Raw genomic sequence first — 13330 nt, 5'->3', positions numbered from 1 at the left:
GGTGGAGAAATTTGAGAAAACCAATTATTGCAGGTAACTGGAAAATGAATAAAACCCACGAGGAAGCAGTAAGCTTTATCGAAGATATTAAAGAAAAGGTGCCGGCCGGCAGCAAAGTAGACACGGTTGTCTGCGCCCCCGCCCTATTTCTTAAAAGCATGAACGATGCGTCAGAAGGAAGCGACGTAGCCGTCGGCGCCCAGACAATGCATTTTGAAGATAACGGCGCTTTTACCGGCGAAATCAGCCCGGTAGCACTGGCTGACCTATCTATCCCCTACGTTATTATCGGACACTCCGAGCGCCGGGAAATGTTTAATGAAACAGACGACTCTGTAAACAAAAAGCTTCATGCAGCATTCAATCACAAGCTTGTGCCAATCATGTGCTGCGGGGAAACGCTTGAAGAAAGAGAAAGCGACAAAACAGAATCTGTTGTACGCGGCCAGGTGGAAAAAGGCTTTGCAGGACTCAGCAAAGAGCAGGCAGCACAGGTTGTTGTTGCGTATGAGCCTATCTGGGCCATCGGTACCGGCAAATCTTCCACAGCAGAAGATGCCAACGAAACGTGTGGAACGATCCGCCGCATTCTATCAGAGCTGTATGACCAGGAAACAGCAGAAGCAGTCCGTATTCAGTACGGCGGCAGTGTGAAACCTGAAAATATCGGCGGCTATATGGCGATGGAACACATCGACGGCGCCCTTGTAGGAGGAGCCAGCCTCAAGCCGGACGCATTTTTACAACTAGTGGAGGCGGGATCCAATGAGCAGTAAAAACCCTGTCGCTTTGATTATCCTGGATGGCTTTGCCCTCCGGGATGAAACAAAGGGGAATGCAGTAAAAAAAGCAAATACGCCAAACTTCGACCGTTTCTGGAATAAATATCCGCATTCGCAGCTTACAGCAAGCGGAGAAGCTGTCGGCCTTCCGGAAGGGCAGATGGGAAACTCTGAAGTCGGCCATTTAAATATTGGTGCAGGAAGAGTAGTTTATCAAAGCCTTACCCGCATCAACAAAGATATTAAAGAAGGCACGTTCCAGGAAAACGAAGCGCTTCTAGGTGCTTCCGAGCATGTCCTGAAAAATGACGGCAGTCTGCATATTTACGGCCTGCTTTCCGACGGAGGGGTACACAGCCACATTAATCATCTGTATGCTCTCTTGGAGATGGCGAAAAACAAAGGTATCAAAAAAGTATACGTTCATGCCTTTATGGATGGACGGGATGTTGGCCAGCGTACGGCAGAACAGTACGTGGAGGCTCTTGAAGGGAAAATGAAGGAGCTTGGTGTCGGCGAAATAGCAACACTTCACGGCCGCTACTACTCTATGGACCGCGACAACCGCTGGGAAAGACTGGAGAAGTCCTATCGTGCGATTGTGTATGGAGAAGGTCCGAGCTATTCTTCAGCTAAAGAGGCCATCAAAGCCAATTACGATAAAGACGTCTGGGATGAGTTTATTATTCCAGCTGTTATGACAAAAGAAAACGGAGAACCGGTAGCGGACATGCAGGATAATGATGCTGTTATTTTCTTCAACTTCCGTCCCGACCGTGCGATTCAGATGTCACGTGTTTTCACTGACAACAATTTTGACAGCTTTGACCGCGGGGACCGTTTTCCGGAAAACCTTCACTATGTAACCATGACCGACTATAGTGAAAAAGTAGAAGCAAACGTGGCCTATCCTCCGCAGGAACTGAAAAACACAATGGGAGAAGCTGTTTCCAAAGCAGGGCTCAAGCAGCTCCGCATTGCCGAAACAGAGAAATTTCCTCACGTTACGTTCTTTTTCAGCGGCGGCCAGGAAGAGGAATTTGAAGGGGAAAAAAGAATTCTTATTGACTCCCCGAAAGTAGCAACGTACGACCTGCAGCCGGAAATGAGCGCATACGGAGTAACCGATGCACTTCTGCAGGAAATCAAAGAAGAAAACCACGATTTTATCGTATTAAATTTTGCCAACCCTGATATGGTTGGACATTCCGGAGATATGGACGCGACAGTTAAGGCGATTGAAACAGTAGATGAATGCCTTGGGAAAATTGTAGATCTTCTCCATGAGAAAAATGGTACGGCTATTATTACCGCCGACCACGGAAACGCAGACGAAGTTACGACACCGGATGATAAGCCAATGACGGCCCATACGACTAATCCGGTTCCGGTTATCGTCACCAGAGAATCCGGGGAACTGCGCAGCGGAGGCGTTCTCGCAGATTTAATTCCAACAGCAGTAGATCTTCTTGAAATGGAAAAGCCGGAAGAAATGACAGGCACTTCCTTACTAAAAAAATAGACACGACAAAGGAGCGATTTTTACAATGGGTATGATTACTGATGTTTACGCACGCGAAGTACTGGATTCCCGCGGGAATCCAACAGTTGAGGTAGAAATCATTACAGAAACAGGCGCTTTTGGACGCGCACTTGTACCAAGCGGTGCATCCACCGGTGAATATGAAGCAGTAGAGCTTCGTGACGGCGGCGACCGTTACATGGGCAAAGGTGTTCTTAAAGCAGTAGACAACGTAAACGAAGAAATCGCACCTGAACTGCTTGGCATGGATGTAACAGACCAGACAGGCATCGACAAGCTTCTTATTGATCTGGATGGTACGGAAAACAAAGAAAAATTCGGAGCTAATGCGATTCTTGGTATTTCCATGGCCGCTGCCCACGCAGCAGCTGATGAGCTTGGCCTTCCGCTTTACCAGTACCTGGGCGGATTTAACGCGAAGACCCTTCCTGTACCAATGATGAATATCCTAAACGGCGGCGAGCACGCAGACAACAGCGTCGACATTCAGGAATTCATGGTTATGCCTGTAGGAGCAGAAAGCCTTGCCCACGCCGTACGTATTGGCGCAGAAATTTTCCACAACCTGAAAAAAGTGCTGAAAGACCAGGGCCATAACACAGCAGTAGGGGACGAAGGCGGCTTCGCACCAAACCTTGGTTCAAACGAAGAAGCGCTTCAAACAATTATTACTGCCATCGAAAAAGCCGGCTACAAGCCAGGTGAAGAAGTTATGCTTGCGATGGATACAGCAGCATCCGAAATGTACGAAGACGGCAAATATCACCTTAAAGGTGAAGGCGTTGTGAAAACAACAGAAGAGATGATCGAATTCTATCAGGATCTCGTATCGAAGTATCCGATTGTTTCTATTGAAGACGGCCTGGACGAAAATGACTGGGACGGATGGAAGAAGCTGACAGAAGCTCTTGGAGACAAAGTGCAGCTTGTTGGTGATGACCTGTTCGTTACAAACACAACAAAACTCTCTGAAGGCATCAAAAAAGGCATCGGTAATTCTATCCTAATCAAAGTAAACCAGATTGGTACGCTTACAGAAACATTTGACGCGATTGAAATGGCGAAGCGCGCCGGCTATACAGCGGTTATTTCCCACCGTTCCGGTGAAACAGAAGATGCGACTATTGCCGATATTGCCGTAGCTTCCAACGCCGGCCAGATCAAGACAGGTGCTCCGTCCCGTACGGACCGTGTCGCTAAGTACAACCAGCTTATCCGTATTGAAGATGAGCTTGATGATACGTCTGTATTTTTACAAAAAGGCGCATTCTACAACATTAATAAATAAACAGCATTAGAAAGACAGCGGGCATCGGAATCCCGCTGTCTTTTGCTGTATAACAAAAAATATTGTTCATCAAAGGAGAACATGCTCCCTCTATTGTAATTGGATACGTTATATGTTAATTTTATATATGTGTGATTTGAACGTGGAGGTGGCGGAGATGCAAACCATATTGTATGTCCTATTGATTATTGTATCGATTTCATTAATAGCCGTAGTATTATTACAATCGGGAAGAAGCGCAGGGCTCTCCGGGTCAATTTCCGGGGGAGCGGAACAATTAGTCGGAAAGCAGAAGGCACGTGGAGTAGAAGCCTTTTTAAGCAGAATGACAGTTATTCTAGCCGTGGTCTTTTTCGTATTAACGATTCTTCTTGCTTATTTTTTATAAGAAGAGACTGCGGACCTATAGCGAATATGAAATGAAATCATGCAGCAGGACATGTATTAGTGTCTTGCTGCTTTTTTTCATATATTCTTCCAGGCAGAACAAATAAAAGAACAAGAATGAGAGGCGTTCCGCTTATGATTGGTTGTCTATGTCTGCACGGCTTTACAGGGGCACCATGGGAGCTTGAACCGCTTTCCAGAGTGCTTGAGGAAGAAACAGACTGGCTCGTCTATACCCCTGTTCTCCCCGGTCACGATCTAATGACTGATTTAAGCGAACGCGAATTTCGCTCCCGGTTCAAAGAGTCGGACCACAAAACCTGGATTCATACAGCAGATCTGGCAGCTAAAGAATTGTTTGAACGCTGTTCGAAAGTGTATGTTATCGGTTTCTCGATGGGAGGGATCCTTGCGACGTACATTGCTGCGAGATATCCAGTCGAAAAGCTGGTATTGTTAAGTGCAGCGGCCCATTACGTTAATCCTGCCCAGCTTTCAAAGGATATGGCACTGATTATGAAGAATATGATTAAAGGCCAGTTAAAAAAACAGCCCTGGTACCCGATATTCTGGTCTAAAATTCATACCCCGGTCCGGTCCCTTTCTGAATTCCAGAAAGTGGTCCGCACGATTGAACCATTCATTAAAGAAGTGGAAGTGCCAACGTTTATTGCCCAGGGAATGAAAGACAGCCTGGTCCGAAAAAGCAGCGCCCTGTTTTTATATAAAGAAATTGCCGCTAAAGAAAAACAGCTTTATTTTTATGAGCAGTCTCATCATTTTATTGTACACAGTGAGAATCAGAAGCAGCTGATTGAAGATGTGCTGCACTTTCTGCTGGCTGAAAAAATAGAGCCTGATGTCGTCTGGAAAAGCAGCGGTCAGGTGTAAGATAGAATAGGAGTGGAAGATGATGAAAGTTGTACCCCCAAAACCATTTACCTTTGAAGGAGGAAACCGGGCGGTCCTGCTTCTACACGGTTTTACCGGAAGCTCAGCCGATGTTAGAATGCTGGGAAGATATCTGCAGAAGCAGGGCTACACCTCACACGCGCCTGTGTATAAAGGCCACGGTGTTCCGCCGGAAGAGCTGATGGATTCCAACGCTTCTGACTGGTGGAAAGACGTCGAAGCCGGATGGAACCATTTAAAAGAACAGGGCTATGAAGAAATAGCTGTAGCCGGTCTTTCTCTTGGAGGACTAATGTCATTAAAAGCAGGGTATACGTTCGGGGCAAAGGGTATTGTACCTATGTGCGCCCCGTTGACAACCATTGAAAATAAAGAGCGCCTATATAAGGGCGTCCTGCAGTATGCAAAAGAATACAAGCAGCTGGAGGGCAAAGACGAGGAACAGGTGGACGAAGAAATGGAAGCCTTTAAACAACTTCCTCTTGATGCACTTGATTCTCTTAATGGGATGATTACAGAAGTAAAAGACTCTCTGGATATGATTTATGCGCCGGTGAAAGTAGTTCAGGCCAAACAAGACGAAATGGTAGAATTAAAAAGCGCAGATATTATATACGAGGAAGTAGCGTCTTCTGTTAAATCCCTTGACTGGTACGAAGAATCCCCGCACGTAATCACACTGGGCCCTGAAAAACAGAACCTGCATGAAAATATATATCAGTTTTTAGAAAGCCTGGATTGGAGCACAAAATGATAAAAACCAACAAAGCAGCAAAAGTAGATAGAGAGGAGATGAAAACAATATGACAGAAGAACAAAAGCACCAGATGATGCAGTATCTGCAGGATATTGCCCAAAAACCAATGTCTATTGAAGAACTACAGGAAGCGTATCAGATGACGGAACCTGAACAGACGAAAGAACTAATGAAAGCCCTGAATGAACTGGAGGAAAGCGGGAAACTCGTCCGCACAAGAAGCAACCGCTACGGTGTTCCCGAAAAAATGGACATCATGCGCGGCAGAGTGCAGATGCACCAGCGCGGGTTTGCTTTCATCCTGCCGGAAGAAGAAGGAGAGGCGGATGTATTTATTCCCGCTCCGGAGATGGGCGGTGCCATGCATAAAGACACCGTACTCGTACGTGTGCAGCAGAAAGGACGCGACTCCAAGCCGGAGGGCTCTATTATCCGCATTATTGAAAGAGGCACGACAAAAGTGGTCGGTACGTATATCGACAATAAAAATTACGGGTTTGTTGAGGTGGATGACAAGCATATCAATCAGGATATCTTTATTCCCCAGCACAAAGAACACGGCGCGGTAGACGGCCATAAAGTCGTCGTGGAAATAACAAAATACCCGGAAAAGCGCTTCAGCGCAGAAGGAAAAGTAGTCAATATTCTCGGTCATAAAAATGACCCGGGTGTTGATATTCTTTCCATCATTCATAAGCATGAACTGCCCGGTGAATTTCCAGAAGCAGCAATTACGCATGCCAACGAAGCTCCGGACCGTATTACGGAAAATGAGATCAACAAACGCCGGGACCTGCGGGACGAAACAATTGTTACCATTGACGGCGCAGATGCAAAAGACCTGGATGATGCCGTAGCGGTTAAAAAGCTGTCCAACGGAAACTATCAGCTAGGCGTTCACATTGCCGATGTGAGCTACTATGTGCCGGAAGGTTCAGCAATTGATGAGGAAGCAGTGGAGCGCGGCACCAGCGTGTATTTGGTGGACCGGGTAATTCCCATGATTCCTCATCGCCTGTCCAACGGAATCTGCAGCTTGAATCCGCAGGTGGACCGCCTGACGCTTTCCTGCGAAATGGAAGTAACCGAAGATGGAGACATTGTAAATCACGACATTTTTGAAAGTGTGATCCGCACGAATGAAAGAATGACGTACAATGATGTCCGCCTGATTCTGGATGAAAAAGATGAAGATACACGTAAGAAATATGAAGAACTTGTGCCTTTCTTTGAACGAATGGAAGAGCTCGCAGCCATTTTGCGCAAAAAACGGTTTGACCGCGGCGCCATTGACTTTGATTTTAAAGAAGCCCAGGTAAAAGTAGACGAAAACGGGAAGCCTGAAGACATTTTAATCCGGGAACGCTCTGTGGCTGAAAAGCTGATTGAAGAATTTATGCTCGCAGCCAACGAAACGGTGGCCGAACATTTTTCCAAAATGAAAGTGCCATTTATTTACCGGATTCACGAAGATCCAAATGAGGAAAAGCTGCAGAAGTTCATTGAATTTGTAGCGAACTTCGGCTATACGATTAAAGGCAAGGGCAGCTCCCTTCATCCAAGCGCCCTGCAGAAGATTCTGGCAGATGTAAAGGGAGAACCGGAAGAAGCTGTGCTCAGCACCGTGATGCTCCGCTCGATGAACCAGGCAAAATATGATCCGGAAAATCTCGGACACTTCGGCCTGGCATCTGAATATTATACGCATTTTACGTCACCGATCCGCCGTTATCCGGATTTAATTGTTCATCGTTTGATCCGTACGTACTTGATTAACGGAAAAACAGATCAGAAGACAAAGTCCAACTGGCAGAATAAGCTTCCGGATATTGCCAAGCATACGTCAGAAATGGAACGCCGGGCAGTAGATGCCGAGCGGGAAGTCGATGATTTAAAGAAAGCGCAGTATATGGAAGACAAAGTAGGCGAAGAGTACACGGGCGTAATAAGCGGCGTGGCGAACTTCGGACTGTTTGTAGAACTGGAAAACACGATAGAAGGTATGGTGCACATCAGCTACCTTACTGATGACTATTATCACTTTGATGAAAAGCAGTATGCGCTGATAGGAGAACGGACGGCTAATATATTCCGAATCGGTGATGAACTCGAGATCCGCGTGCTTAAGGTTAACGTAGAAGAAGCGGATATTGACTTTGAAGTAGTCGGCATGAAAGCACCTGTTAAACGTAAAAGAAAAGAAACACCGAAAGTAATTGATGGAAGAGGCGGATCAAAACGGCCGGGCAAAAGTGAAAACAAGCCGACGGCTAAAAAAGGACGCCAAAAAGGAAAAACCGGGGCAAAAAAGCCTGGAAAAGATAAGCCGTACTACGAAAATGTAGGGAAGAAAAAACCGAACAAAAGAAAATAACACAGGTCGTTTGAGAACAGGGGGGATGGACGCATGGCTCAGCAGACAGAGGGAAGAGTGCTTGCCCAGAATAAGAAAGCCCGCCATGACTTTTTTATTGAAGAAACGTACGAAGCCGGACTTGCTTTAAAAGGAACCGAAATAAAAGCCATTCGTGAAGGCCGCATGAACTTAAAGGACAGCTTTGGGAAAATTGATGGAGGAGAATTATTCCTCCACAATGCCCATATCGGCCTGTATGAACACGGCAACCAGTTTAACCATGACCCGCTCCGCACGAGAAAGCTGCTGCTTCACCGCCGGGAAATCAGCAAGCTGATCGGCCAGAGCCAGCAGCCGGGTTATTCGATTGTTCCTTTGAAAGTGTATATTAAGCGGGGAAAGGCTAAAGTATTAATCGGCCTCGCCAAAGGTAAAAAGCAGTATGACAAACGGGAAACCTTAAAGCAAAAAGACGCGCAGCGCGAAATGGACAGAGCGATCCGTTCCCGCATGAAAGGCGAGTAATAAGGCTTTTCTATTGAAAATACGGGAAAAGAATGATAATATAATCACTCTAGGGAAAAGATTGGTTTCTTTTCCTTATTTCCATGGGGATGACTTGGCTTCGACAGGGATAGGTTGAGCTTGAGTTGCGAGCCGAGAGGCAATCTCGTAAAATGGCCACGCCAATAATAACTGGCAAAACTAACGAAAACCTCGCAGTAGCAGCATAATAACTGACTAATGCGGATCCCGCACTCGATCGCCCATGTCGAGTGATTTGGGGTCTCACCTAATAGTGGGCTACGCAGCTCCGATCTCCGCCTGAGGTCGGCTGAAGAGACTAATCAGGCTAGCTGTGCTGAAGCCTGTTGCTAGGCTGAAGCATAGGCGAAATATAATATAGCGACTACGCTCGTAGAAGCTCAAGTGGCGATATCTCTGGACGTGGGTTCGAATCCCACCATCTCCACCATACATATTAAATAGAAAGGATGCCGGCTCCCGGCATCCTTTTTTTTGTTTTGCATAGCTGTTTTCAGGGAAAGGATGAGCAGATAAGAGAGGGGATGCAGAATGAAAAAAACGGGACTATTTTTGCTGACAGCAAGCCTGCCTTTTGCACTGGCAGCCTGCGGGTCTGATGAAAGCGGACCAAGCATAGAAAGCCAGCCTTTAAGTGATGATGATTCAGAATTAGAGGAGGCGGCCTGGTACGATGAACTAGGCTATACCTCTTTTGAGATGGAAGTAGAATATGAATACGGGGAATACGATGTTTCCTATGATTACAATAACGGAGATCCACAGGCGGAAATTTCAGACTCCCGTGGAGATGAAGAAAGAGAAATCGAAGATGAAGAGGCTCTGCTCGAACTGGGCCAGGTGCTTCCCAATCTGGACGTAACGCCGCAGTCCAACGAGCTGCAGCTGATGAACGAGAGCGTAAATAATTTCCAGCTGGACGATAACTATCAGGAAATGCAGATAGACGTGGAATTTGACGAAGCGGAAGCTATCCAGGCGGAAGATAGTACGCAGGGATAAGAAGGAAGCTGTGCTTAGAGCATAGCTTTTTTCTTTGTAAAATTTTACCTATTGATGAAAACATATTAATTATGCATAAAAAAGATTGAATATAGATTAGGAAGGGTATCGATTAGGACAGACGTTCTTAAGCAAAAATCATCGCAATAAATAAAAAGCACACATTTTTATTTTCAAGAGCAGGAGGAGATTATTATCGCAGATCAAGCTAAAGCTTCCAACAAAAGCAGTGCTAAAAAGTTAAACGTGAAGCCGAAATCAAATACAAAAAAAGAAGAAGCTTCCATGGGCCAGGTTCTGGATACCATCCAGTCCTTTTTTACGACGAATATTCTTCCCCCTTTTAAAATAACATCAGTAGCGGCCCACGAAGAGGGCTGGGATGTGGAAGTGGAAGTAATTGAAGAAGAAGAATACATGAAAAAATATGCAAAAGACATGCTTCTCGGAGTATACGAAACAAAAATCAATAAAGATTTAGAGGTTGTTTCCTATCAGCGCGTCAGCCTGCGTCCAAGAAGCAAAACCCTGAAAAAAGAAGAATAAATACAACTACGCGAAAGAAGGAATATAGAATGAGTCAAAAGAGAGAGAATGCCATCGTAGAAATTACAAACGAGGATGATGAAAACGAAGAAATCGACCTGGAAACGCTAAGTGTAAAAGAGTTAAAAGAACTGGCGGAAAACAGCGGTATGGAATTAAGTTCAAAAAAGAAATCAGATATTATCGATGATATTATAGAATTTGTAGAAGAACAGTCCTCTGACAGCAGCGAGGAAGAAGAAACAGAAGAAGACGAAGAAGAAACAGAGGAAGAAGACGAAGAAGAAACAGAGGAAGAGGACGAAGAGGAAACAGAAGAAGAGGACGAAGAAGAAACAGAAGAAGAGGACGAAGAGGAAACAGAAGAAGAGGACGAAGAGGAAACAGAGGAAGAAGACGAAGAGGAAACAGAGGAAGAAGACGAAGAGGAAACAGAGGAAGAGGACGAAGAAGAAACAGAGGAAGAGGACGAAGAGGAATCAGAAGAGGACGAGAAGGAAAAATCCTTCCTGCCTGACAGCTCGGTAAGTCAGCTCGTTGATGACATTAAAGAAGAATTGAAAAACGAACTTAAAAAAGATATTCTGGATCAGGTAAAACAGGATGTAATAGATCAAGTTCGGAAAGAGTTAACGGATGAGTATAAAGAGAAGCTGGTAAAAGATGTGCAGAAAGATCTAAAAAAGCAGATAAAAAAAGACATAAAAAGCAGTAAAAAGAAATAGAAACAGCAGTAAGTAATTAAAACCCGCCGGGCTGCCCGGCGGGTTTTGTGTGCTTTTAAATAAACAGGCCGAGCCAGACCGCTGCAGCCATTGCAAGAAGAAGCAGCCATTTTTCATGCTGAGTCACCTGCTGAATATCATGGACATTCATTTTCCAGACCAACAGCAGCGAAAGGCCAATAAATATCAAAGCCCCGGCTGCGGCCCACATCCGGTCACCGCCGATCCAAAGAGCGCAGCCGGCAGCCAACATTAAATAGATCAGCGCAGGCACTTTCGCCGCAGCCGGTCCAAACCGTGAAACTGACCACACAACGGTTGTATTTTTTACAGGGGAGGCCCGGCGGTCTGCTTTCTGGTCCGGAATATGATGAACCATTACCCAGGCCAGGCATAAAAGAGCGTTCACCGCTGCGTTCTGGTAACCCCATTCCGGAACGGTCCCAAGAATAAGCCATGGCCCGGCAAGTCCCAGAACAAAAATAGAAGGAAACAGGCTCAGCCATTCCCCAGCCAGAGGAGTGTAGCTGAACTGAAAAGGCGGAAGCGAATAAGAAGCAGCTGCCCATACACCAACAACCAAAAGAACAGCAACAGGAATAAATCCTAAAATAGCAGCCACCGCTGCAGCGATTAACAGAAGGCCGGCTAGTGCTTTTCCAAGCGTTAATAGAGCATCAGGAGAAATACGACCTTCCTGAATCACCCGGCTTCCTCCTGAGAGCAGAGCAGGGCTCAGCGTGTCTGTTCCGGAGAGGTGATCGCTGTAATCATTAAAAGCATGCGTTAGTACGCCGTGCACCGCAAATGCCCCTGCCAATAAAAAAAGCATAGTAAAAAATAAAGTAGAAAAAGAAAAAGCATAATAGATAAATAATGGAAGCATGGTAGAAAGAACAGCGACCGCACTGGAAGAAACAACGGCTACCGCCCTCATAAGCTGAAGAAGTAACTGGTAGATAGAAATCGAACGAGAGTTCAACAGCGGTCAGCCCTTTCCGAATAAATGGTAATACAGCTTTTTTTCAGTATGAAGGAGAATGAGAGCAGTTTAAAGGAAAAAGAGAAACCAGTTTGATAGAAATAAAAGAAATAGTTGTATTATACTGGAAAGATAAATAAAAAAGATAAAGGAGCATACGATGTCCCGTTATTACGCGATGATATATGCAGCAGTCTTTCTCGGACTCGCAGGCTGTTCCTTTGAAGCAGAAGAACCGCTGAAAAAAGAAACTTCTGCAGACTGGAGTCAGTCAGACCGGGAAAACGTAATCGAAGCCGCAGCTGCACAGATTGGAAAAACAGAATATGAATTCGGAGCCGGCAGAAATGAAGCAGAGCGGGAAGAAGGTATTTTTGACTGTTCAAGTTTTGTGCACTGGGCATTTGAACAAGAAGGAATGAAGCTTGGATCGATGCGGGGCGTCACTACGGATACAATAAAACATAAGGGTGAGCAGATTCCTCCGGAAGAGATGCAGATCGGGGATCTTGTGTTTTTTGATACGTACAAAGAAGATGGACATGTAGGCATATATATAGGGAATGGAGAATATATCGGCGCTCAGGAAAGTACGGGAGCTGCAGTGGAAAGCCTGGAGGAAGGCTATTGGAGCAGCGTATTTAACGAGCATGTCAGACGCATTTAATATAAAGGTTTAGCAGAAAGGGAGAGGGGAACATAAACAAAAAGAAGGAAAAGGGTGAAGTGTCATGAAAACAGCAGAATGTGTAGTCGATGAAAAGGCAGAACTGGGGGAAGGACCAAGCTGGAATGCAGAGCTTGAAGTGTTGTACTGGGTCGATATCGAAGGGAAAAAACTGATGATATACGATCCGGCAGAAAATAAAAACGAAACTATTTCGCTTGAGCAGTACATAGGAGCCGCGGTGCCCAAACGGGACGGCGGTCTTATATTGGCCATGCAGCATGGGTTTTATGAATTTGATTTAAATACTAAGCAATTAGAAGCGATTCATGATCCGGAACAGCACAAGCCGAATAATCGTTTTAATGACGGCAAGTGCGATCCATTCGGCCGTTTCTGGGCAGGCACAATGTCTTTTGACCAGGAAGAAGGCGAAGCCTCTCTTTACCGTCTTCATTCCGATCATTCAGTGTATACTGTCGTAAACAATTTAACTATTTCCAACGGCATGGCCTGGTCGGAAGACGGCTCGTTGATGTATTTTATTGATACACCCGCGAAAACGATCTATACGATGAACATTGATCCGCTCACAGGAACAGCGGACGATCCGGAAGTTGCATTTGTCGTGCCGGATGAAGAAGGGCCTCCGGACGGAATGACCATTGATTCCGAAGGGAAGCTGTGGATTGCCCACTTTGGAGAGGGACAGGTAATCCGCTGGGACCCTGAAAGTGGAAAGGCTCTGGAAAAAATAAAAGTACCTGTCTCTGTTACGACCTCGTGTACTTTCGGGGGAAAAGACCTCAAAGATTTGTACATTACGACAGGAAGCTC

General features: G+C 45.6%; 14 protein-coding genes and 1 other RNA gene. 14 read left to right on the top strand and 1 reads right to left on the bottom strand.

Features of this window, described 5'->3' with window-relative positions; translation table 11 throughout:
• The first annotated feature begins 11 nt into the window (after positions 1–11).
• The 12 genes from tpiA to MMY81_RS05720 all read left to right on the top strand — a co-directional run bounded on the left by tpiA (position 12) and on the right by MMY81_RS05720 (position 10844).
• Positions 12–776 (top strand): triose-phosphate isomerase, encoded by a 765-nt coding sequence (tpiA, locus tag MMY81_RS05775; protein WP_252312022.1) that lies wholly within the window; start codon positions 12–14, stop codon positions 774–776.
• A complete protein-coding gene (gene gpmI / locus MMY81_RS05770; protein ID WP_252312020.1) occupies positions 766–2304 on the top strand; it encodes a 2,3-bisphosphoglycerate-independent phosphoglycerate mutase in 1539 nt (512 codons plus the stop codon). The genes tpiA and gpmI overlap by 11 nt, the downstream gene beginning before the upstream one ends.
• Positions 2305–2329: 25 nt before the next feature.
• Positions 2330–3613, top strand: a complete 1284-nt coding sequence (gene eno / locus MMY81_RS05765; RefSeq protein WP_120191969.1) for a phosphopyruvate hydratase — start codon at positions 2330–2332, stop codon at positions 3611–3613.
• A 157-nt stretch (positions 3614–3770) separates the two neighbouring features.
• On the top strand, positions 3771–4001 hold the full coding sequence (gene secG / locus MMY81_RS05760) for a preprotein translocase subunit SecG (RefSeq protein WP_120192024.1): 231 nt from the start codon (positions 3771–3773) through the stop codon (positions 3999–4001).
• Between the two features lie 134 nt (positions 4002–4135).
• A complete protein-coding gene (locus MMY81_RS05755) occupies positions 4136–4891 on the top strand; it encodes an alpha/beta hydrolase (RefSeq protein WP_252312019.1) in 756 nt (251 codons plus the stop codon).
• A gap of 22 nt (positions 4892–4913) precedes the next feature.
• Positions 4914–5666 (top strand): alpha/beta hydrolase, encoded by a 753-nt coding sequence (locus MMY81_RS05750; protein WP_252312241.1) that lies wholly within the window; start codon positions 4914–4916, stop codon positions 5664–5666.
• 49 nt (positions 5667–5715) lie between these two features.
• Entirely contained in the window at positions 5716–8043 is a 2328-nt protein-coding gene (gene rnr, locus MMY81_RS05745) for a ribonuclease R (RefSeq protein WP_252312017.1), read from the top strand.
• A 33-nt stretch (positions 8044–8076) separates the two neighbouring features.
• Complete coding sequence (gene smpB / locus MMY81_RS05740) at positions 8077–8550, top strand: SsrA-binding protein SmpB (protein WP_252312016.1); 474 nt, start codon at positions 8077–8079, stop codon at positions 8548–8550.
• Between the two features lie 85 nt (positions 8551–8635).
• Positions 8636–9001: a transfer-messenger RNA gene (ssrA, locus tag MMY81_RS05735) on the top strand.
• A gap of 101 nt (positions 9002–9102) precedes the next feature.
• Positions 9103–9573 (top strand): YusW family protein, encoded by a 471-nt coding sequence (locus MMY81_RS05730; protein ID WP_252312015.1) that lies wholly within the window; start codon positions 9103–9105, stop codon positions 9571–9573.
• Between the two features lie 246 nt (positions 9574–9819).
• Positions 9820–10119 (top strand): gas vesicle protein GvpO, encoded by a 300-nt coding sequence (gene gvpO, locus MMY81_RS05725; RefSeq protein WP_252312014.1) that lies wholly within the window; start codon positions 9820–9822, stop codon positions 10117–10119.
• Positions 10120–10148: 29 nt separating this feature from the next.
• A complete protein-coding gene (locus MMY81_RS05720; RefSeq protein ID WP_252312012.1) occupies positions 10149–10844 on the top strand; it encodes a hypothetical protein in 696 nt (231 codons plus the stop codon).
• A 55-nt stretch (positions 10845–10899) separates the two neighbouring features.
• Here the strand turns inward: MMY81_RS05720 and MMY81_RS05715 are convergent, their stop codons facing one another.
• Positions 10900–11826, bottom strand: coding sequence for a prenyltransferase (locus MMY81_RS05715; protein ID WP_252312011.1), 927 nt, complete (start codon positions 11824–11826; stop codon positions 10900–10902).
• 160 nt (positions 11827–11986) lie between these two features.
• Between MMY81_RS05715 and MMY81_RS05710 the strand changes: the two genes are divergently transcribed.
• Both MMY81_RS05710 and MMY81_RS05705 read left to right on the top strand, forming a co-directional pair.
• The gene (locus tag MMY81_RS05710; protein WP_252312010.1) at positions 11987–12493 is read left to right on the top strand and encodes a C40 family peptidase; all 507 of its coding nucleotides are present in this window, start codon (positions 11987–11989) and stop codon (positions 12491–12493) included.
• A gap of 64 nt (positions 12494–12557) precedes the next feature.
• Positions 12558–13330, top strand: a 773-nt coding sequence (locus MMY81_RS05705; RefSeq protein ID WP_252312009.1) for an SMP-30/gluconolactonase/LRE family protein, incomplete at its 3' end; no start/stop codon positions are given.

It is taken from the genome of Sinobaca sp. H24 (assembly GCF_023845525.1).
This window is presented reverse-complemented; position numbering and strand designations above follow the sequence as displayed.

What these genes read in the sequence shown, in the direction of transcription:
- MMY81_RS05720 (WP_252312012.1), top strand. Translation starts at nt 10,149, where the DNA reads ATGAGTCAAAAGAGAGAGAATGCCATCGTAGAAATTACAAACGAGGAT.
- rnr (WP_252312017.1), top strand. Translation starts at nt 5,716, where the DNA reads ATGACAGAAGAACAAAAGCACCAGATGATGCAGTATCTGCAGGATATT.
- MMY81_RS05730 (WP_252312015.1), top strand. Translation starts at nt 9,103, where the DNA reads ATGAAAAAAACGGGACTATTTTTGCTGACAGCAAGCCTGCCTTTTGCA.
- smpB (WP_252312016.1), top strand. Translation starts at nt 8,077, where the DNA reads ATGGCTCAGCAGACAGAGGGAAGAGTGCTTGCCCAGAATAAGAAAGCC.
- gpmI (WP_252312020.1), top strand. Translation starts at nt 766, where the DNA reads ATGAGCAGTAAAAACCCTGTCGCTTTGATTATCCTGGATGGCTTTGCC.
- MMY81_RS05750 (WP_252312241.1), top strand. Translation starts at nt 4,914, where the DNA reads ATGAAAGTTGTACCCCCAAAACCATTTACCTTTGAAGGAGGAAACCGG.
- eno (WP_120191969.1), top strand. Translation starts at nt 2,330, where the DNA reads ATGGGTATGATTACTGATGTTTACGCACGCGAAGTACTGGATTCCCGC.
- MMY81_RS05710 (WP_252312010.1), top strand. Translation starts at nt 11,987, where the DNA reads ATGTCCCGTTATTACGCGATGATATATGCAGCAGTCTTTCTCGGACTC.
- MMY81_RS05755 (WP_252312019.1), top strand. Translation starts at nt 4,136, where the DNA reads ATGATTGGTTGTCTATGTCTGCACGGCTTTACAGGGGCACCATGGGAG.
- secG (WP_120192024.1), top strand. Translation starts at nt 3,771, where the DNA reads ATGCAAACCATATTGTATGTCCTATTGATTATTGTATCGATTTCATTA.